This is a genomic window from Brevibacillus sp. FSL K6-0770, assembly GCF_038000275.1.
Taxonomy (GTDB): Bacteria; Bacillota; Bacilli; order Brevibacillales; family Brevibacillaceae; genus Brevibacillus; species Brevibacillus parabrevis.
The window spans coordinates 4,620,291-4,638,946 of sequence record NZ_JBBOBQ010000001.1 but is presented as its reverse complement, the minus strand read 5'-3'; the positions used below and the strand labels follow the sequence as shown (position 1 = coordinate 4,638,946).

Genomic DNA, 18,656 nt, shown 5'->3' with positions numbered 1-18,656 from the left:
CCCTTTTTGTATGTTTACGATTCGCTTGCGATCGCTTCCAGTGCCATGACGATCATGTCGTTGAACGTCGTTTGCCGTTCTTCGGCAGTCGTTTCCTCGCCAGTGAAAATGTGATCGCTGACGGTCAGGATCGACAGGCCGTTGACGCCGTATTTCGAAGCGAGCGTATAAAGCGCGGTCGTTTCCATTTCCACAGCCAGCACGCCGTAATCGCCGAGCTTTTTCACCGGCTCCATGCTTTCCCGATAAAACACGTCGGCTGTCAGCACGTTGCCGACCCGTACAGACAACCCTTTGGCGACTCCGGCATCGTACGCCTTTTTCAGCAAGTCGAAGTTGGCGCATGGCGCGTAGTCAAAACCAGGGAACGTCAGGCGATTCATGTTCGAATCGGTGCACGCTGTCATGGCGATGATCACGTCACGGACGTTGACATCTTTCTGAATGCCGCCGCATGTGCCGACGCGAATCAAATTTTTCACGCCGTAATCGCGGATCAGTTCGTTGACGTAAATCGAAATCGACGGGACGCCCATGCCTGTGCCTTGGACAGATACCCGTTTTCCGCGGTACGTGCCAGTAAAGCCGAGCATGCCGCGAACTTGATTGTAGCAGGTCACATCGCCGAGAAACGTTTCCGCGATGTATTTGGCGCGCAGCGGATCGCCTGGCAACAGGATGCTTTCTGCGATTTCACCTGGTTTGGCTTGAATATGTGTGCTCATGATAAGGCCGTTGTGTGGGCGAGCGAGAGCATGGACCACTTTCGTTCTCATTCCTCACACAGCGGCGTTCACCTCCTTGAATGGGTTAAACGGGAATAGATTGACCGAGCCTTTTGGCGGAAGCAGGTCTTGTGACGGAAAAAACAGCGCAGACAAAGGCCAGAAGCACGAAGATGCCGCCTACCCAAGCCGTGTCCACGACGGAGTAATGCTCAATCACGAAGCCGCCGACAGCCGAGCCGAGCGCGATGCCGATGTGCAGGGCGGAAGTGTTCAGGCTTTGCTGGATTTCGTACGACTCCGGCGCGGTTTCGATCAGGTAGTTTTGCTGGGCTGGTGTAATCGCCCAACTCAGCATGCTCCAGGCAATCATCACGACTAAGAACAGGTAGAGCGAAAACGTGACGGCCGGAATGAGAAACATCACGATGGCAAACGAAGCGATGATGACGAGAATGCTTTTCGTCGAGCCAAGCTTGTCTGCTGCCCAGCCGCCAATCCCGCCGCCGAATACGGCTGAGATGCCGAAAATGAAGTAGACGATGCTCACCCAGCCCGAGGAAAGCTGCAAAGCCGTTTTTAAAAACGGAGTGAAGTAAGCGTACAGGGTCAAATGCCCGGTCAACATCAAGACGGATGTCAGTTGAGCGCTGATGATCTTCGGTCTTTTCAGCGTCGCGAGCTGTTCTTTCAGCGGAATCGTGGGTCTTGCCGGAATTTTGGGCAAAAAGGCGTAAATGCCGACGATGGCAGCGAGCGTCAAAACCGAGATGAGCAGGAACGGAGCGCGCCAGCCAAACGAATTGCCGATGACAAGACCAAGCGGAACTCCGAGGACGAGCGAGCCGCTGACTCCCATGAAAATGACGCCGATCGCTCTGGCCCGGTACGCTTCTTTGACAATGGAAGAAGCGATGGTGATGGACAGGACGATGATCAACGAGCCGCTCGCTGCGGAAAAAATCCGCCCAAGCATCAAAACGAAATAAGTAGGACTGAGGAAAGAGATCACGTTGCCGAGCAAAAACACAACTAGCGCCCAGACGTACAAAGACTTCCGCTCGGCTTTCGCCGTCACGGTCAAAAGAATCGGAGCGGATAGCGCGAAAATAATGGAAAACATCGTAATCAGCCAGCCGGCTGTGCTGATGGAGACTTGCAAATCCTCCGCGATGATGTCCAAAATGCCGCCGATGATCAACTCTACCGTACCGACAACAAAGGCAGCGATGGCCAGAATGTATACTTTCATGTTCACGGTGACGAGCAAACCTCCTTTTGGATAAAAGAATGAAGTTACCACAGATATAGTAACCTATAATTTTCGCGATAACAACCCCTTGTAGTAGTAACCTTTTTGTCCCTGTAACAATATTTGACAATAGACTTGCTAGACTCATATAGTAAAAAAGGAAAAAAATAGAGGATTGAGGGGAAGCTTTTGGGGAAATTGTTCTTGTTCTCATTTTTATGGTGGCTGACAGGTAATCCGTTTATTGCGCTGCTCGTCATTTTGCTCGTCCTGTACTTTCTCGATTTGCGCTTTGTCCGGCTGCTGCCTGACATCACGAAGCCGTATCGGCGCTGGAGGCGACTGTCCGCCCTGAACAGCCAGCTTAGGCTAAATCCGCACGATACGCCTGCCAAGCTTGAGGCTGCCCGGCTGCTCATGGAAAAACGGCAGTACACAGAAGCTTTGACCTATCTGGACGGTATTTCTATCGCGATGCAAGATTCGGCTGAATATTTGTGCGACAAAGGAATTTGCTTGTTCAAGGTCGGACGGATGGAAGAAGGACTGGAGCTGATCGGCAAGGCTTTGCAACTGAATCCGCGCGTCCGGTACGGAGAGCCATACCTCATCGTCGGGGAAGAATATGCGAAGCGCAAACAACAGGCAAAAGCGCTGGAATATTTGGGCGAGCTGGCGAAGATGAACATGTCATCGTGCGAGGTATACTTCAAACTCGGCGTGGTGTACGGCGAATTGCAGCAAAAAGACAAGGCGAAAGCGTCCTTTCAGGAAGCTGTGGAAGTCTACCGGGGGCTGCCCTCCTACAAGCGCCGAACGGAAAGACGCTGGGCGTTCCTGGCCTGGCTGCGAAAAACGATCTGATGGTTGCCATTTCCGGCAGCCATTTTTCTTTGTGGTCAGTCACCGCTTCAAGACCATTCCTCCATAAAAAAAGCAAATCTTTTGCCGATGCTTTTGCAATCCATACCCATAAGCGTTCATAATAGAAGCAATACATTCAGGATGTGATCACGCTTGCAAATCATTGTATATGACCTGGAAACGACACTGACTCATCAAAAAGACAAGATTCCGGAAATCATCGAGATCGGAGCGGCAAAAATTGTTCCCGGACCAAACGGCGTGGAGGTAGACACCTTCCAGAGCTATACGTTTCCGGCCATCGAGCGCAGAATTTCGGAGCGCACCCGCAAGTTCGTCGGTTTGGACAAGGAAAATATGCCGACGTTTATTCCGTTTCGCAAAGGCTTCCATTCCTTTTTGGAGTGGATTGGAACCGATTCGGACTACTACCTGTGCTCGTGGGGCCAGGATGACAAGCGGCTGATGATCGAGCATTGCGCTCGCTTTGGGCTGGATTTCAGCTGGATGCGCAATTACAACGATATTCAGCCCGCGATCAGCATGCTGCTCGCCGACCGCAAGCAGATGAGTCTCAAGGATGCGATCGATTGTGCCGGAATTGTCCAGGAAGGAAGGCTGCATTCCGCGCTGGTTGATGCGATACATACTGCTCACCTGTTGATCAAGTACAACAAGACGGTTCACCTGTCGCAAAACACGCCCGAAGAGAACTATAATTTGTCCAGCCCGCTGTACATGACGTGCCGCTCCTGCAAAAAGCAGAAATACTACACGGCTTTCGGCCGGAAAAGCAGAAGGTGCCAGGCATGCTTGCAGCATAAAAAACAGCTGGAGCAAGCAACCGAAACGACGGGGGCACCGAATCACTAACAAGCAGACTGTGCGCAATAGAGGGAGAAGAGAACATGATTCGAGACATGCACGATGGCGACATGAAAGCGGTTGTGGCGATGCTGCAACGCGGGGTGCAGTGGCGCGCGCTGGAGATTGCCGCGATTTTGAAGTCCGCTACCGTGTTCCTGTACGAACAGCAAGGGGAGATTGTTGCCTGCGGCATGTATGATGTCACTTCCTTTGGCGAAGAAGGAACGGCTGAAATTTATGTCTATACGCGCCCTGAGTGGCGAAACCAAGGGATCGGTTCCAGTCTGTTCGACCAGCTTTTTCGGCAGCTGGAACAGCAGGAGAAAAGGGTGACGGCTGTAGCCGCTACTTATCGTGTCGACGAAGGGGAAGCGGAAGCGTTTTTTGCCGGGAGAGGCTTTGTGCCTTTGTGGGGACAGCATCTGATGCAATACAGCGGCGGCATGCTCGCTGAGCCGACGCTTGCGATCAAGCCTTTTGCCGAGGGTGATCTGGAGCGCTACATCCAGTCCCAGAGTGATGCCTACTACGAAGTGCGCAAAGGCATCGACCTGAAGCCGTACCGATTGACAGATTACTCCGAGCAAACGATGGAGTCGTGGAAAAAGTGGCTGCTGACGGAGATGAAAGACGATATTCACATGTTTTATGACGAAGCGGGAGCGTTCGTCGGTTCGCTGATCGTCACCCCGCACGGCGAGGCTTACGATGTGTTTGTCGATCCGCTGCATCAAGGAAAAGGCTACGGCAAGCAGCTCGCCGCATTTTTTGTAAACCGGACGCTGGAAAAAGGATTGCAGCCGTATTTGCTGACCGGAACGCACAACAAGCCGGCGATTGCCTTGTATGAACGGACAGGCTTTCAGACTTGCCAGACGATGCTGACGGCAAGACGTCCGTTGTCCTGAAACCATTTTTGCCAATAAAAAAGCCGCACGGTCACGATTGATAGCGACCGGAGCGGCATTTTTTATGCGCTTGCGTTAGACTCCAAGCAACAGCAGGATGATCGAGGTGAGCGAGAAACAGACGCTGATCAGGCAAAGGAAAGCCACGACCTGCTTCGGATTGAGTCCCGTACGCAACAGGCGGTAATGAACCTGGCTCGCATCAGCCTGGTAGATCGGCTTGCCTTGCATGAAGCGTTTCATCACGACAAACAAATTGTCGAAGATCGGGACGCCCAGCGCCAAAATCGGGATGAACAAGGACAGGACGGTTGCCTGTTTGAACGCTCCATCCAGCGCGATCACGGCGAGGATGAACCCGAGAAAAGTCGCCCCTGCATCCCCCATGAAAATTTTCGCGGGCGGCTTGTTGTAGCGAAGGTAGGCGAGAGCGACTCCGACCAGGCTGATCGCCATGATTGCGGAAGTGTTCTGGCCTTTGACGAGAGCCACAACAAACAGGGTGCCGGCAGAAATGGCGGAAAGTCCTCCTGCGAGGCCGTCCATTCCGTCCGAAAAGTTGATGACAGTAGTTACTCCGAATATCCAGAGGATCGTGAGAACGAATTGAAGCCATTCCGGCAACAAAATGTACTCGCCGCTAAGCGGATTGTAGAACCCGGAGAAGGTGATCCCCGACATGTACACAATCACAGCGGCCGACAGTTGGACGATCAGTTTGGGCAGGGCTGAGAAATCTTTGCCCTGGGTTTTGTACCAATCGTCGATGGTGCCGATGGTAAGAAGGAGCAGCGAGCCGATCAATACGGCGACAGTCTGTTCCGGCGACTCTTTGGAAAACAACAGAAAAGATGCGGCGAATCCGACAAAGATGGCATAGCTGGCCGTGAGCGGAATCGGCTCGCGGTGAATCTTGCGCTCGACGTCTTTCCGGGGCTTGTCCACAAAATCAAGGCGAAATGCCAGTTTGGCCAGCGGTGGAATCAGCACCATGACGATAGCGAACGACAGTACAAACGAAATCGCGTATGTAATCATGACCATCTCCTACGAAAAGACAGCATTTTTTTAGACAAGTCTATTATAGGAAGGATTCCAAATTTTGTCGACTCTTGCTGACGAAGCGTGGGGAGGTACCAAAAAAAGTTGGTACTTATTTCATAGACAACGAAAAAATATAATCCCTTCTAGGAGGGATCAACATGGAATATATGGGCTTATGGTTCATCTTGGGCATCATTTTTATGCTGACGTGGGCGACGAAAAGAATGAATGGCTGGAGCAAGCTCGCTGTGATCGTCTATTACGCGGTTTTGTCATATGTATTTATTGCGCGAAAAGAAGAGATTTACCAGGAGTATCATGCGCTGCCGGTTCCGAAACAGTTTTGGGACACCAATTCGGAATGGGTCGGGTTCATGACGGGCTTTTTCTTTGTTCCTTTCTTGCTGCTGCTGGTGTATAACTACTTCCTTTGGTTCATGGCCGTTTCGGGAACGAAGAAAAAGCTGCTCGTTGCGCTTTCCCTCATCCCGGCAGCTGTTGTGTATATGTGTCTGCTGTTTATCTTTAGCATGTACGGGTATCGTCCGTAGTGAATAACAGTTTTAATTCGTGTTAGATTTTCTTACATAAAATGTGATTTGTTCACTGACTTTTCTCCGTTCGTCCGCTATGATGGAGTGGAGAGGAACCTGCAAGATACCTCATGAAACGGAGGGTTCAAAGCATGACGCCAGGATTGTCGTATCGAGAAGTGACCCAGCCTTCGGAAGCGGAGCTGCGCGAATTGGCCCGGTTGTTGGTGGACGTCGTGGCGGACGGGGCTTCCATCGGGTTTTTGCCGCCTTTGACGGAGGAAGAAGCGTACAAGTATTGGACTTTGGTCCCGCGCGAACAGGTTGTTGTCTGGGTAGCAGAAAAGGAAACAGGCATCGTCGGAACGATCCAGCTTCAGTTGTCGGATCGGCCGAACGGACTGCATCGGGCCGAGATCGTCAAGCTGATGGTGCATCCTTCGGCACAGCGCCAAGGAATTGGCCGCACGCTGATGCTGCTCGCAGAGGCGCGGGCGATGGCGGAGAACCGCAGCCTGCTCGTATTGGATACGCGGGCGGGCGATCCGTCAAACCAGTTGTATCAGGCGATGGGCTACAAGGAAGCCGGGCGCATTCCCCAGTATGCAAAATCGGCGGACGGAGAACTGCACGACACGGTGATTTACTATAAACAAATCGGCGAATAGCGAAAGGCCAGGCGGACGACAGGAGTCCGCTTTTCTTGATTCAGTTGACAAACCGACCGACGGTTTGTATAGTAAAAGAAAGGAAATGGACTTCCATCATTCATGTTCACAGGAGGAGACTATGTCATCGATCCATCAAAATCCGAGCTTTCAATTGCTGCTTACAGCCACGGAGGAATTGATTCTGGAAAAAGGGTGCCAGCAAACGACGTTGCAGGACATCATGAAGCGTTCGGGATTGTCCAAAGGAGCTATTTACCATTATGTAAAAAGCAAGGATGAGCTTTTGGGCTTGCTGCTACAGAGGCGATTTGCTGCGATCAGCCAGCGGTTTTACCAGACTGTGAGGGAAGGGGGAGGGGAATTGGCGGAAGCGTTGGGGACTATTTCGCAGAGCTTGAGTCATGTTCACGACCCGCGCGATGTGACGAACCTGATCCTGATTTACTTGCTGAGCAAACGGGAAGATCCAGTCATTGGCGACATGCTTTCCCGACTGCATGCGGAGAGCATACAAACCTCAAAGGAATGGATCGAGGTGGGGCAAAAAGCCGGAGTGATCCCGGAAAGCCTCGATGCCGAGAAGATCGCCATTCTTTTTACGATGATCACGTACGGTATCAGAATGAAGACGCAAATCGCACCGGAAGCCAAAGGATTGTCCGTCGATGAAGTGCATCAAATCATGCATCAAACGCTGACAAAAAACTAGCAGGGGGGAGTTGTGCCATGCTCATTTTTTCGATCTTCAAAGTGCTCCATATCATCGCCGGATTTACCGCTTTGCTTGTGTTCTGGATTCCTGTCGTCACCAAAAAAGGCGGAAAGGCACATGTTCGCTCGGGCTGGGTGTATGTCTGGGCGATGGGAGCGGTAGCGATCTCGGCTTTGGTCATGGGCATTTGGCGAATTGGCTTTGATCCGCAAAAAACAGGAGAGTCGGTTGCTTTTGCCTGGTTCCTCATTTTTATCGCCATACTGAGCTCAGCAACGGCCTGGTACGGGATTCGCGTGCTCCGCTACAAAAATCGCAAAGCCGCGCACCGCCACGCGATCGACTTGCTGTTTCCTGCCCTGCTGCTGCTTTCGGGAGGCGCCATGAGCCTGTATGGAGCGTCCATCGGTTTTACGCTCTTGACCTGGTTTCCGTTCATCGGGATTTTCCTCGGTGCTTCGCAGCTTTGGTACTGGCTGCGCGCGCCGGGGCGCAAGCTTCACTGGTGGTTCGAGCACTTGGGCGGGATGCTCGGCTGCTGTATTGCGACGATTACGGCTTTTACCGTATTTGGCGCACCGCGTCTGTTGGGGCTTAGCTCGGTTCACCCGCTTGTCTGGTTCATGCCGACAATCGTACTCGTTCCCTGTATCATCGTTTTTTCGCGCTACTATCAAAAGAAATTCAATCAGTCGAAAAGCGTTTGAGCGGAGCGCATGGCGTGCAACAAAATGCTGTGCGCCTGCTCGCAGCATCAGAAAATTTTGCTGGATAGCGTAACTTTCCATATCTTGGGCCGTCTTTACACTTGTACAGATTTTCCCGTGAGAAAGGAAGGTTGTGAATGGCAAAATTGTCTCTTGCTGCCCTCGTTCCGTTGCGTTCAGATATTGCCCACAAAGTTACGGAGTTGGATCAGGAACGTGAAAATAACGCTTTCTGTGTCTATATAAAAGGCGACAAAGCCGAGGAGCCGTCCCGGTCGTTTACGCTGATCACGGAAGAACTGGAGGAAGCCCGCGAAGACTTTCGCCAGATTGACGAGCTGATTCACGGGGCCAACCTCGCGCATCATATTTTGTGGAACAAGCAGGAGATCAGCTTGTTTACCGCGATGCAAACCGCCAAGCATATGCGCAAGGAAGCGGCTTCGCTCAAAAGATACGGCTCGATGAAAAAAGAAGAGCTGAATACAGGCAGGTTTTACAACGGCGGCGAACAGACCATTACCCGCGCCATGTACGATATCGAAAAAGCGCGCGAGAACGGGTTGCAGCTCGAACGAAAGGTCAAGCGTCTGTCCCAGCTGATCGAAGACGAGTGCCACAAAATTTTTCTGGAGTTTCCGCAAGCCGAGAAGTACATTGATTTGGAAGACTAGGCGCATGGTTCATGTGCTTAGCTTAGAAAACGTAGAAAGCTTGGGGCTATGTTTTGTAAGCTGAGTACAGCTCAGCCACAGGAAATCGCGGACAAACGCTTATCCTTGTGCGAGACAAGGACCCCTGTGAGCAGTGCATGCTGCTCATAGAAATGTATGACAGAGCATACCTACAAAAACTATGAGAGACTGAACCAATCGCCAGACGGCTATTCGCCTGCTCGATTACTCGTTCTATACGGCTGGACAACCGCGAACACCGTACTCTCCTTTCTCGTCCCGTTTCCTGTGAATTTTCGCCATGATGAGACCTTCTTGTGTTGTGTGCCAAGGAGGTTTTTTTGTTAGATAAGGAGATGTAACAGGTTTGGCCTGTTGATCGCGGCTGTGGTGGAGGGAGGAAACAGGAGAAACCGCTGCAGGGACGTGGGCCTCTAGCGAGGAAGCTAGACTGCCCGTCTCCGGCGAAAAAGGAAAACCGCGTCAAAAGCAGCGAGATCGAAGAAGCGTACGCACGTTGCCGCTTAAAAGCGTGTTTTCCTTTTTCACCTCCGTCTCGGAAGGAGTCCCAAAGCCCTTTCGCTTGTTTCTCCTGTTTCCTCGGCCAACGGTAAGCTTTGGTCGGACATTGCTTTTGTGTGGTTGATCAGGGACGAAAAATCCAGAGCAGAAATTAAACAAGTTTTTCCATGAACGGGTTGCATGAAGCAACCGTTTTCAAGAAGACTCTTAGTCATGTTTCTGTGCTTTTTGAAACTCTCGATCATTACTATCAGCCCCTTGCCTCGCCACAGGAAAAGTGCCGATGAAGCAAACTGCAAAGCGCTACCCAAGTAGGCTTTTCCGCACTTGGCATTTTCTTTGAAACTCACGCCGACCACCGCCAGCTCCTGACGAGGAAAGAGACGAAATCCGCGAAAGCTCTTTGGGATACCGACCGAGGCTCCGAGGAAAAAGTGAAACACGGTTTTAAGCGTCAACGTGCGTCTGCTTCTGTGAACTACTGCTTTTGACGCGGTTTCGCTTTTTCCCCGGAGCCGTGCCGTCTAGACCCACAGGAGGTATCCCAAGAAGCTACAGCGATTCGTCTCTTTCCTCGCCACGCCTAAAGTACCGTTGACGCAAAACTACAAAGCGCCAGCCCAAGCCAGCTTTTTGGTATTGGTATTTTTCTTTGAAACTCGCGCTGACCACAACCAGCCCCTGACGAGGAAAGAGACGAAATGCGCGAAAGCTCTTTGGGATACCGACCGAGGTTCCGAGGAAAAAGCGAAACATGGTTTTAAGCGTCAACGTGAGTCCGCTTCTCTGAGTCCGCTGCTTTTGACGCGGTTTCGCTTTTCCCCCGGAGCCGTGCAGTCTAGGCCCACAGGGGGTATCCCAAGAAGCTACAGCGATTCGTCTCTTTCCTCGCCACATCTAAAGTATCGATGACGTAAACTGCAAAGCGCTACCCAAGCCAGCTTTTATGTACTTGCCTTTGACACTTTCCTTGAAACCCGCTTCAAAAGTACCGATGAAGCAATCTGCAAAGCGCCACCCAAGCACTTCATTCACTCTCGCCCCGTCTCCTTCCATAATGATTTGAAATGCCATACATATGACTTTGTAATTTTTTCATTATTTCAAATGGTGCTACTATGAAAACGAATACACCATGGCAAGAGACAAAGAGAGGACAAGGGGGCGAGTTGTCTTGAAGCAAAAAGCGTTAAGCCGATTGACGGAAATCAATGTATTCGTGCTGTTGCTAGGAATTTTGGCTGTCTGTGTTCTTTTTACCTATTTGATCCCCGCAGGCGAATATGCCCGAATCGACGTGAATGGACGCAGCGTCGTTCAGGCGGATTCTTTTCAGTACACCGCATCATCGCCGATTGGCTTCATGGGCTTTTTGAACAGCATTCATACCGGAATGGTTGATTCCGCCAGCATCATGTTTTTCGTGCTGATTATCGGCGGTTCGTACGGCATTCTCAGTGCGACAGGGGCGATGGAGGCGTTCATTTATTCCTTGACGAAAAAGCTTGGCAACAAGGAAAAATGGCTGATCCCATCGATGATGCTGTTTTTTGCCGCAGGTGGCTCGTTGATCGGGATGTTTGAAGAGACGCTGCCGTACATCGCCATTTTGGTTCCGCTCTGTGTGGCGCTCGGATTCGATGCGATGACAGGTGCTGCCATTGTGCTGGTGGGGGCTTCGGTAGGTTTTACTTCCGCTATCATGAATCCGTTTACGATCGGGATCGCGCAAGGAATTGCCGAGCTGCCGCCTTTTTCGGGGATCGGCTTTCGCATCGGAGTGTTTGTGGTCATGTATGTGGTGGCAGTTATTTTTGTCTACCGCCACGCGATGAAAGTGAAAAAGAATCCGGAGCTTGGCATTTACGGTTTCTACAACCGTGAGAGTGTCCGCGACATGTTTGGCGGAAATGTGGTTTTTGAGCAGCGCCACAAGCTGATCCTGGCTTGCTTTTTGCTCAATCTCGTCACGATTGCCGTAGGCGTGATCGAGTTTGGCTGGTACATCACGGAAATTGCCGGCTTGTTCATCCTGCTCGGGGTCATCGTCGGATTGATTGGCCGTCTGAGCGCCAATGAAATGGTGGACGCTTTCATGAAAGGTGCATCGTCCTTGCTCGCGGGGGCGATGATTATCGGCGTGGCGAGAGCGATTGTCGTCGTGCTGAACGACGGGCAGATCATGGACACGATCCTGTACTATTCGGCAGCGGTCATCCAGGACCTGCCGCCTTCCTTGACAGCTGTTGGTATGCTGGGTTTCCAAACAGTTTTGAGCTTTATTATCCCATCGGGAAGCGGAATGGCTGCTCTCACCATGCCGATCATGACTCCGTTGTCCGAGTTGGTAGGCATCACTCGTCAGACCGCTGTGCTGGCTTTCCAGTTCGGAGACGGCATTTCCAATATCGTGATTCCTGGCATTGCAGTAGCGGGAGTCGGGATGGCGGGCATTTCTTACTTGAGCTGGATCAGATGGCTGTTCCCGCTTTTGCTCATGCAATACGGCATTGCAGTCGTCGCCGTCATATTGGCGCACGCGATTGGCTATGGACCATTTTAAGGAGGAGTGAAACATATGCGGACAATTGTGGAAACAAATCTTACCGAGTGGGCTGTCGCTCACAGACGCCATTTGCATGCTTATCCTGAGCTGTCTGGGGAAGAGTATCAGACTTGCGCCTATATCCGGGGCGTGTTGGAAGAACTGGGCATCGAGATTCTCGATTTTCAGCCGCCGAATCTGGTCGGCTATTTGAAAGGGACAGATGGGCACAAGACGATTGCTCTGCGTGCCGATATTGACGCATTGCCGATTGACGAAGAAGGAGACAAGCCGTATTTGTCGACAGTGCCTGGAGTGGCGCACGTTTGCGGACATGACGGACACACGGCTATTTTGCTTGCTGTAGCAAAGTGGATGGCGGAAAACCGGGACGCGGTCAAGGCGAATATTCTTTTCTTGTTCCAATCGTCAGAGGAGATGTCTCCGAGCGGGGCAAAGGCCTTGGTTGAGCAAGGCGCGATCGAGTCGGCGGATGCCGTATTTGGCCTGCATTTGATGTCAGCTCTGCCAAAAGGGAAGCTCGGTTATTCGCATGGCGCGATGCTCGCTTCCTCCGATGATTTTCGCATCACGATCAAGGGGCAAGGCGGGCACGGCTCATCCCCGCACGAAACAGTCGATCCGACGTATATCGCAGGGCATTTGTTGATTGGTCTGCAATCGATTGTCAGCCGGAAAATCAATCCGGTAGAACCTGCTGTCATTTCAGTCGGACAAGTGACCGCCGGATCGAACTACAACATCATCCCGAATGAAGCGGTGATCACAGGCACGATTCGCACGTTTTCCGAAGAGACGAGGCAGTACATTTTCCGGGAAATGAAAAAGCTGGTAGAAGGAATGTGCCTGACGTTCGGGGGAGCGGGAGAAGTCGACTACATTTTGGGAACGCCGCCGCTCATCAATGATAAAAACCTCGGTTTGTTTGCGGAAAAAGTGATTCGCGAAGTGTATGGAGACGAAGTGGCGACGAAAGTAGAGCCAGTTATGGGGGCGGAAGATTTTGCGTTTTACGCGCTGAGCAAGCCGAGTGCGTATTTGCTGGTCGGAATGGGCGGCGCAAAGAGCGCTTTTCCCCATCATCATCCCGAGTTCGACATTGATGAAGAAGAAATCGGGACGGCCATCGACCTGTTCCTGAACTTGGTGAAGCGATTCGCCTGAGGCGACAAAGCACATATGCGGCAAGGCAAGCTATTCTCGTTTGGATAGCTTGCTTTTTTATACAGATAAGAATGTATAAGATGCTTATCCAGTGCAAGTGCAACCAAGGCTTGGCGCAGCCAAGTTTTCTAATGCTTGCCGTGGCTTTTATCCGGCATGCTAATATGGAAGGGAAAGGAAGTGAGCTGACAGTGAAATGGCAAAAAGTCACGCTAACGACAACCATGCTGGGAGAGATGCTGGCCTTTTATACAAGCGTCTTGCAAATGCCGCTTTCCGAGCGTTCGGAGCACTCCTTTTCTGTACGGGTGGGCGCCGCTCTGCTCGTTTTTGAACAGGTAGCGGAAAAGCCGTTTTACCACTTTGCCTGCGGGATTGCCGAGGCGGCCTTTGACGCTTTAGCCAAAGTGATCCAGCAGCGCGGGCTTGTTTTGCGCGGCAAAGACGGGCAAGAGATCATGCAGTCCTACACATGGAAAGGCAAACAGCTCTACTTTTTGGACCCTGAGGGCAACATCCTGGAAATGCTGGCTTTTCCGAGCGAAGCGAAAACTAGCTGGCTGTCGATCCAGGAAATCGGGATGCCTGTACCTGATGTTCCGACGTACACAGCTTTTTTACAATCAATACCCATTCCGAATGCATTCGAGCCGGAATCAACCACTTTTCGCTTCTATGGCGACCAGGAAGGGGTTCTCGTGCTTGTCAAAGAAAGCCGTCCATGGTTCCCGACAGACAGGGGAGCTTCCATTCATCCGATCTCGGTGGAGGCGGCAAGCGATCCAGGTCAGCCAAGACATTTTCAGTCGCACCCGCAGCTTCCTTACCGAATCACCTGCTGAGTGCTGACTGGTCGATTCGTTCCAAAAGACAGGAGAGCGGCGCTGTGGTACGATGAGGAAAATCTTTTTCAAGAAAGTGTGTTGGACAGATGGAATTGCGTCACCTCCGAACGTTCCAGGTGGCAGCCGAGCAGTTGAATCTGACGAAAGCGGCTGAGCAGCTCGGGTACAGTCAACCAGGAATCACGCTGCAAATCAAGGCACTGGAAAAAGAGATCGGCCTACCGTTGTTCACACGGGTGGGCAGGCAAAACTACCTCACGCCCGCGGGAAAGCTGCTGAAGCATCATGCGGATCGTCTGCTCGCCGTCATGGGGGAGCTGGATGACGACTTGCGGAAGCTGGATATCCCGTATGGCCCGCTGGTCGTCTCCAGCCCGGAGTTTTACTGTACGCGTTACATGCCCGGCATTATTGGGCGCTACTTGAAAGACTACCCGCAAGTTCGCTTGCAAATGATCTCCTGCAACAGTGTGGAGACGACGAAGCTGGTTTGTGCCCATCAGGCGGATGTGGGAATTATAGCGGGCGACTGCCTCAACCCCGATCTGGAAGTCGTCCCGATCGGAGAGGAAGATTTTGTGCTGCTGGCAGCGCCTGAACTGCTTGCAGGGCGCGATAAGCAAACGCTGCTCCACACCGTTCCGTTCCTCAAAGACGGGATGGTCGAAAAGATCGGCGGCAATCTGTATGCCGAAATCGACTTCAAGCCGACTACGATTATCGAGTTCGGCAGCGAAGCAGGGATCAAGCAAGCCGCTCTGAGCCAGACCGGGTGCTGTGTATTGGGCGAGGCGATTGTCGAAGAAGAAATTGCGGCTGGCAAGCTGGTCGTTCTCCACCGTTTTGCCAAAAAACTGCGCACGTCTTTGATCTATTTGAAGGAACGCAATCAGGAAGCAGCGATTCGGGCGTTTGTCGCCATGACGCAGGAGATGTGGGATGACCCGAAAACGTAGCAACGCAACCGGAACGCCATGGGAGCTTTCCGGTTTTTTGTTTGCCCAGCATTTTACGCGAAAACAATTGTATGGCAGCGGGGCAGATTTTATAATAAAGAAAATCAATGAAAAAGCACAAAAAAACTACTTTTCAAAATAAAAACAAACAAAAACAACAAAGGCGGAACTTTCACCAAAGCGCCAGCAGCAGCTTGCGTGGCAAGCTTGGAGCAGTTCGAGACGCAAAGTTCCCGGGGAGGAAGCCAAATGAAAGTCGATTATCACGTCCATCTGGAAGAAGGGCCGTATTCTTTGAGGTGGCTCACCCGCACAGCAGAGGCGTTGCTATTTTTTCAGCAGCCGGACTCTCCCAGACATTCGCTTGCCTGGATGGAGGAAATGGCAGCGAGAATGGGCAAAAGAGTCGCGCAAGGCGCGTTCTCCCGCGAGTGGCTGGATTTGTATCGCGTGCGGGCCAAGCAGCTCGGCTTGCAGGAAGTCGGCGTGGTCGATCACCTGTATCGTTTTCGAGAGTTCAAGCCGTACTTCGAGCAGCACATGCATCTCGCAGATGACGAGCTGGGCCGATTGCAGCGCGAGTGGCTCGATCAGGTGTGCACCACCTCGATCGACGAGTTTGTCTCGTTTATTCTCTCCCAGCAACCAGTCTGGGCGGAGGACGGGATCGCTCTGCGCCTTGGCATCGAGGCCGACTACTTTTCCGGGGGAGAAGAGGTGCTCGCTCCGCTCGTTGCCAACTATCCGTGGGATCATGTGATTGGCTCGATTCATTTTGCCAGCGGCTGGGGCTTCGACAACCCGCAGACGCAGGAGCGTTTCTTTGCGATGTCTTTGTTTGATTTGTACGAGGAGACGTTTGCGGTGGTTGGGCAGGCGGTAGCCAGCGGACTTTTTGACATCGTGGCGCATTTGGACAACTTGAAAGTGTTCGGTCATCGGCCGCCAGAAGCCGAGCTTGTTCCGCTCTACAGGCGGATCGCCGGGCTTTTGAAACAGCACGATGTCGCAACGGAGATCAACACAGGGCTGTACTATCGCTATCCGGTAAAGGAAATGTGCCCAAGCGAAAGCTTTTTGCGCATTTTGCGAGAGCATGACGTGCCGATTACGACTTCGTCCGATTCGCACTTTCCCGACCACCTGGGCAGCTATCTGGAACAGGCAAGAAATACACTGAAACAGTCAGGATACCAACATATCGCAACCTTTGAGCAACGAAAAAGGACGCTAGTTTCCTTGTAGACAAGCAGAGCAGGCAAGGATGCATATAAAAGAATCGCGCAAAATCGGGCTTTTTGGCTCGATTTTTCTTTTTCAAAAAATATTTGAAATTTTAAGAACATTACATATATAATAAAAACAAAAACAACTAAAAAACGGGAAAACAAACTAATCACACATGGAATTAGTCTTGTCTTTACCGTCAGGCAGCTTGGAAGGGGAGCATGGATCAGAAACAAAGGGGAGGATTCAGGATGAAAAAGTGGATTGGCTCTATGGTAGTGGGGATTCTAGCGGCTGCTTTGCTGGCAGGATGTGGACAATCCGGAGGTTCGACAGGGGCAAAGTCAGGTTCGTCCGAGCTGACTGTCTATACCGCTCTGGAGGATGACCAGCTGAAAGCGTATGTGGAAGCCTTCAATCGCGCACACCCTGAAATCAAGTTGAACATCGTCAGAGACTCTACTGGTGTCATCGTCGCCAAGCTGATTGCGGAAAAAGACAATCCGAAAGCCGACGTCGTCTGGGGAACCGCGGCGACAGAGCTTTTGGGCGCAGAGTTTCAAGGCGTGCTGGAAGGTTATACGCCAAAAGGAATCGAGCGCATTTCGCCGGAGTTCAAAGATTCCAAAGACCCCGCCCATTGGGTAGGCATCGATGCATTTGAAACCGCTTTTGTCGTCAACACAAAAGAGCTGGAGAAGCGCAATCTGCCCATCCCGAAATCATACGCTGATTTGACCAAGCCTGAATACAAAGGGCTGATCGTCATGCCAAACCCTGCGTCGTCAGGAACCGGATTTTTCACGGTTGCCGCCTGGATCGAGCTGTACGGAGACAAAGAAGCGTGGGGCTATATGGATAAGCTGCACGACAACATCGCGCTGTACACGCACTCCGGCTCCAAGCCTGCGAAGATGGCAGCGGCGGGAGAGTATCCGATCGGCATCTCGTTTGGCTACCGGGGGATTACCGAGAAGAAGAAGGGCGCACCGCTGGAAATCGTCTTCCCGCCAGAGGGGGCAGGCTGGGACGTAGAAGCCAATGCACTCGTGAAAAAAGCCGAGATCAAACCGGAAGCGAAGCTGTTTTTGGATTGGGCGATCTCCGATGAGGCGATGAAGGAGTACAACAAAAACTTCGCGATCATCACGGTCAACAACGCAAGCACGACACTGCCAGAGGGCTACACGAAAGATCCGCTATCCCAACTGATCCACAACGACCTGAACGAGACGGCAAAAGCGCGTCCGGCGATTTTGGAAGAATGGAACAAACGATACAGCACCAAGAGCGAGCCGAAAAGCTGATGAAGGCGTACATGCAACAGCCCATTTCCGACAACAGGCGAAAGGAGGAGCGTATGACAAAGCCATATTTGAGCATCCAAGGCATCCGAAAGACGTTTGGCAAGTTTGTAGCTCTCACATCGATCGATATTGACATCCAAAAGAACGAATTTATTTGCTTGCTCGGCCCAAGCGGCTGCGGGAAAACGACTTTGCTGCGCATACTGGCGGGATTGGAACAGCCAACGGGCGGAAAAATTCTCGTCAATGATCGGGACATTACCACGTTGCCGCCAGCAAAGCGCAACTTCGGGATGATGTTCCAATCGTACGCCCTGTTTCCGAATTTGACGGCGGGACAGAACATCGCATATGGCCTCCAGGCGAAAAAAATGTCTAAAAAAGAGGTGGATGCGAAGGTTCGAGAAGTTTTGGCGCTGATCGATCTGGAGCACATCCGCGACAAATACCCGTCCCAGCTCTCTGGCGGACAACAGCAGCGTGTCGCCCTGGCTCGCGCGATTGCCTTGTCCCCCGACTTTTTGCTTCTGGATGAGCAGTTGTCCGCTCTCGATGCGAAGGTGCGGTTGAAGCTGCGCCGCGAGCTGAGAAGCCTGCACGAAAAGATCGGGATCACGACCATCATGGTGACGCACGATCAGGACGAGGCGCTGACGATGGCTGACCGGATTGTAGTGATGAACAACGCGGAGATCGTTCAGGTAGGCACGCCGCAGGAAATCTACGAAAAACCGAACAGCCCGTTTGTGGCGGACTTTGTGGGCGCGATCAATTTTTTGGAGGAATCCGTCGTCAGCGGCAGTGCGCTCGGGCAAGATCGGCTGTTTGCGATTCGGCCGGAAAACATTAACCTGATGGAGCCGCCAGCCGACTACAGCCTGAGAGCGGTCGTCTCCGACATGGAGTTTCGCGGTTCCTTTTACCGTGTGACGATGCAGTTGATCAATCAGCAAAAGGGACTGCATCCGCAGCTGGTGACGATTGATTTGCCCGTATCCCAGACGCATCGCCTTGGACTTAGGCGCGACAAGCAGGTAGCGTTTGAGCTGCCGCTGGAAAATCTGATCTCGTTTGACCAGGCGGCGGTGGCGAAGAAGACGGGGAGTGATTGA

20 protein-coding genes are annotated in these 18,656 nt (G+C 52.0%); 15 read left to right on the top strand and 5 right to left on the bottom strand.

Going from position 1 to position 18,656, the window contains the following annotated elements; genetic code table 11:
* Positions 1 to 14: 14 nt before the first annotated feature.
* Together deoD and NST23_RS21985 are read right to left on the bottom strand one after the other, a co-directional pair.
* A complete protein-coding gene (gene deoD / locus NST23_RS21990; RefSeq protein ID WP_122964681.1) occupies positions 15 to 725 on the bottom strand; it encodes a purine-nucleoside phosphorylase in 711 nt (236 codons plus the stop codon).
* An 85-nt stretch (positions 726 to 810) separates the two neighbouring features.
* A complete protein-coding gene (locus tag NST23_RS21985) occupies positions 811 to 1,983 on the bottom strand; it encodes an MFS transporter (RefSeq protein WP_122964682.1) in 1,173 nt (390 codons plus the stop codon).
* Positions 1,984 to 2,181: 198 nt separating this feature from the next.
* On the opposite strand from NST23_RS21985, the gene NST23_RS21980 reads away from it, so the two are divergent.
* The 3 genes from NST23_RS21980 to NST23_RS21970 all read left to right on the top strand — a co-directional run bounded on the left by NST23_RS21980 (position 2,182) and on the right by NST23_RS21970 (position 4,616).
* Positions 2,182 to 2,841, top strand: coding sequence for a tetratricopeptide repeat protein (locus NST23_RS21980; protein ID WP_328139467.1), 660 nt, complete (start codon positions 2,182 to 2,184; stop codon positions 2,839 to 2,841).
* 153 nt (positions 2,842 to 2,994) lie between these two features.
* Positions 2,995 to 3,714 (top strand): 3'-5' exonuclease, encoded by a 720-nt coding sequence (locus NST23_RS21975; protein ID WP_122964684.1) that lies wholly within the window; start codon positions 2,995 to 2,997, stop codon positions 3,712 to 3,714.
* Positions 3,715 to 3,749: 35 nt separating this feature from the next.
* Positions 3,750 to 4,616, top strand: a complete 867-nt coding sequence (locus tag NST23_RS21970; RefSeq protein WP_217022280.1) for a GNAT family N-acetyltransferase — start codon at positions 3,750 to 3,752, stop codon at positions 4,614 to 4,616.
* A gap of 75 nt (positions 4,617 to 4,691) precedes the next feature.
* Here the strand turns inward: NST23_RS21970 and NST23_RS21965 are convergent, their stop codons facing one another.
* Complete coding sequence (locus tag NST23_RS21965) at positions 4,692 to 5,660, bottom strand: MraY family glycosyltransferase (RefSeq protein ID WP_122964686.1); 969 nt, start codon at positions 5,658 to 5,660, stop codon at positions 4,692 to 4,694.
* Positions 5,661 to 5,818: 158 nt separating this feature from the next.
* Between NST23_RS21965 and NST23_RS21960 the strand changes: the two genes are divergently transcribed.
* The 5 genes from NST23_RS21960 to NST23_RS21940 all read left to right on the top strand — a co-directional run bounded on the left by NST23_RS21960 (position 5,819) and on the right by NST23_RS21940 (position 8,957).
* A complete protein-coding gene (locus tag NST23_RS21960; protein WP_122964687.1) occupies positions 5,819 to 6,211 on the top strand; it encodes a hypothetical protein in 393 nt (130 codons plus the stop codon).
* Between the two features lie 134 nt (positions 6,212 to 6,345).
* Positions 6,346 to 6,861: a GNAT family N-acetyltransferase gene (locus NST23_RS21955; RefSeq protein ID WP_173597596.1), complete on the top strand. Its 516-nt coding sequence runs from the start codon at positions 6,346 to 6,348 to the stop codon at positions 6,859 to 6,861.
* Between the two features lie 121 nt (positions 6,862 to 6,982).
* Positions 6,983 to 7,573 (top strand): TetR/AcrR family transcriptional regulator, encoded by a 591-nt coding sequence (locus NST23_RS21950; RefSeq protein WP_122964689.1) that lies wholly within the window; start codon positions 6,983 to 6,985, stop codon positions 7,571 to 7,573.
* Between the two features lie 17 nt (positions 7,574 to 7,590).
* Positions 7,591 to 8,283, top strand: coding sequence for a DUF2306 domain-containing protein (locus NST23_RS21945; protein WP_173597597.1), 693 nt, complete (start codon positions 7,591 to 7,593; stop codon positions 8,281 to 8,283).
* Between the two features lie 137 nt (positions 8,284 to 8,420).
* A complete protein-coding gene (locus NST23_RS21940) occupies positions 8,421 to 8,957 on the top strand; it encodes a hypothetical protein (RefSeq protein ID WP_063230010.1) in 537 nt (178 codons plus the stop codon).
* A gap of 545 nt (positions 8,958 to 9,502) precedes the next feature.
* On the opposite strand, the gene NST23_RS21935 is transcribed toward NST23_RS21940, so the two are convergent.
* On the bottom strand, positions 9,503 to 9,937 hold the full coding sequence (locus tag NST23_RS21935) for a hypothetical protein (RefSeq protein WP_173597598.1): 435 nt from the start codon (positions 9,935 to 9,937) through the stop codon (positions 9,503 to 9,505).
* Positions 9,938 to 10,376: 439 nt separating this feature from the next.
* Positions 10,377 to 10,514 carry a hypothetical protein gene (locus NST23_RS21930; RefSeq protein ID WP_167470307.1) on the bottom strand — a complete coding sequence of 46 codons (138 nt, stop codon included), beginning with the start codon at positions 10,512 to 10,514 and terminating at the stop codon, positions 10,377 to 10,379.
* Between the two features lie 100 nt (positions 10,515 to 10,614).
* Here NST23_RS21930 and NST23_RS21925 point away from each other — a divergent pair, with 100 nt between their 5' ends.
* The 7 genes from NST23_RS21925 (at position 10,615) to NST23_RS21895 (ending at position 18,656) form a co-directional block, all read left to right on the top strand.
* Complete coding sequence (locus tag NST23_RS21925; protein ID WP_173597599.1) at positions 10,615 to 12,042, top strand: YfcC family protein; 1,428 nt, start codon at positions 10,615 to 10,617, stop codon at positions 12,040 to 12,042.
* A gap of 15 nt (positions 12,043 to 12,057) precedes the next feature.
* On the top strand, positions 12,058 to 13,209 hold the full coding sequence (locus tag NST23_RS21920; RefSeq protein WP_122964691.1) for a M20 metallopeptidase family protein: 1,152 nt from the start codon (positions 12,058 to 12,060) through the stop codon (positions 13,207 to 13,209).
* A gap of 191 nt (positions 13,210 to 13,400) precedes the next feature.
* Complete coding sequence (locus NST23_RS21915; protein ID WP_281869769.1) at positions 13,401 to 14,051, top strand: VOC family protein; 651 nt, start codon at positions 13,401 to 13,403, stop codon at positions 14,049 to 14,051.
* Positions 14,052 to 14,140: 89 nt separating this feature from the next.
* On the top strand, positions 14,141 to 15,010 hold the full coding sequence (locus NST23_RS21910; protein WP_340964574.1) for a LysR family transcriptional regulator: 870 nt from the start codon (positions 14,141 to 14,143) through the stop codon (positions 15,008 to 15,010).
* A gap of 249 nt (positions 15,011 to 15,259) precedes the next feature.
* Positions 15,260 to 16,255, top strand: a complete 996-nt coding sequence (locus NST23_RS21905) for a histidinol phosphate phosphatase domain-containing protein (protein ID WP_340964572.1) — start codon at positions 15,260 to 15,262, stop codon at positions 16,253 to 16,255.
* A 233-nt stretch (positions 16,256 to 16,488) separates the two neighbouring features.
* Complete coding sequence (locus NST23_RS21900; RefSeq protein ID WP_280648512.1) at positions 16,489 to 17,544, top strand: putative 2-aminoethylphosphonate ABC transporter substrate-binding protein; 1,056 nt, start codon at positions 16,489 to 16,491, stop codon at positions 17,542 to 17,544.
* Positions 17,545 to 17,597: 53 nt separating this feature from the next.
* Positions 17,598 to 18,656: a putative 2-aminoethylphosphonate ABC transporter ATP-binding protein gene (locus NST23_RS21895; RefSeq protein WP_340964570.1), complete on the top strand. Its 1,059-nt coding sequence runs from the start codon at positions 17,598 to 17,600 to the stop codon at positions 18,654 to 18,656.

Excerpts from the sequence above, each read along its gene's own strand:
- NST23_RS21940 (WP_063230010.1), top strand. The coding sequence starts at position 8,421 with ATGGCAAAATTGTCTCTTGCTGCCCTCGTTCCGTTGCGTTCAGATATT.
- NST23_RS21955 (WP_173597596.1), top strand. The coding sequence starts at position 6,346 with ATGACGCCAGGATTGTCGTATCGAGAAGTGACCCAGCCTTCGGAAGCG.
- NST23_RS21910 (WP_340964574.1), top strand. The coding sequence starts at position 14,141 with ATGGAATTGCGTCACCTCCGAACGTTCCAGGTGGCAGCCGAGCAGTTG.
- NST23_RS21905 (WP_340964572.1), top strand. The coding sequence starts at position 15,260 with ATGAAAGTCGATTATCACGTCCATCTGGAAGAAGGGCCGTATTCTTTG.
- NST23_RS21960 (WP_122964687.1), top strand. The coding sequence starts at position 5,819 with ATGGAATATATGGGCTTATGGTTCATCTTGGGCATCATTTTTATGCTG.
- NST23_RS21970 (WP_217022280.1), top strand. The coding sequence starts at position 3,750 with ATGATTCGAGACATGCACGATGGCGACATGAAAGCGGTTGTGGCGATG.
- NST23_RS21965 (WP_122964686.1), bottom strand. The coding sequence starts at position 5,660 with ATGGTCATGATTACATACGCGATTTCGTTTGTACTGTCGTTCGCTATC.
- NST23_RS21900 (WP_280648512.1), top strand. The coding sequence starts at position 16,489 with ATGAAAAAGTGGATTGGCTCTATGGTAGTGGGGATTCTAGCGGCTGCT.
- NST23_RS21945 (WP_173597597.1), top strand. The coding sequence starts at position 7,591 with ATGCTCATTTTTTCGATCTTCAAAGTGCTCCATATCATCGCCGGATTT.
- NST23_RS21950 (WP_122964689.1), top strand. The coding sequence starts at position 6,983 with ATGTCATCGATCCATCAAAATCCGAGCTTTCAATTGCTGCTTACAGCC.
- deoD (WP_122964681.1), bottom strand. The coding sequence starts at position 725 with ATGAGCACACATATTCAAGCCAAACCAGGTGAAATCGCAGAAAGCATC.
- NST23_RS21895 (WP_340964570.1), top strand. The coding sequence starts at position 17,598 with ATGACAAAGCCATATTTGAGCATCCAAGGCATCCGAAAGACGTTTGGC.
- NST23_RS21925 (WP_173597599.1), top strand. The coding sequence starts at position 10,615 with ATGGCAAGAGACAAAGAGAGGACAAGGGGGCGAGTTGTCTTGAAGCAA.
- NST23_RS21920 (WP_122964691.1), top strand. The coding sequence starts at position 12,058 with ATGCGGACAATTGTGGAAACAAATCTTACCGAGTGGGCTGTCGCTCAC.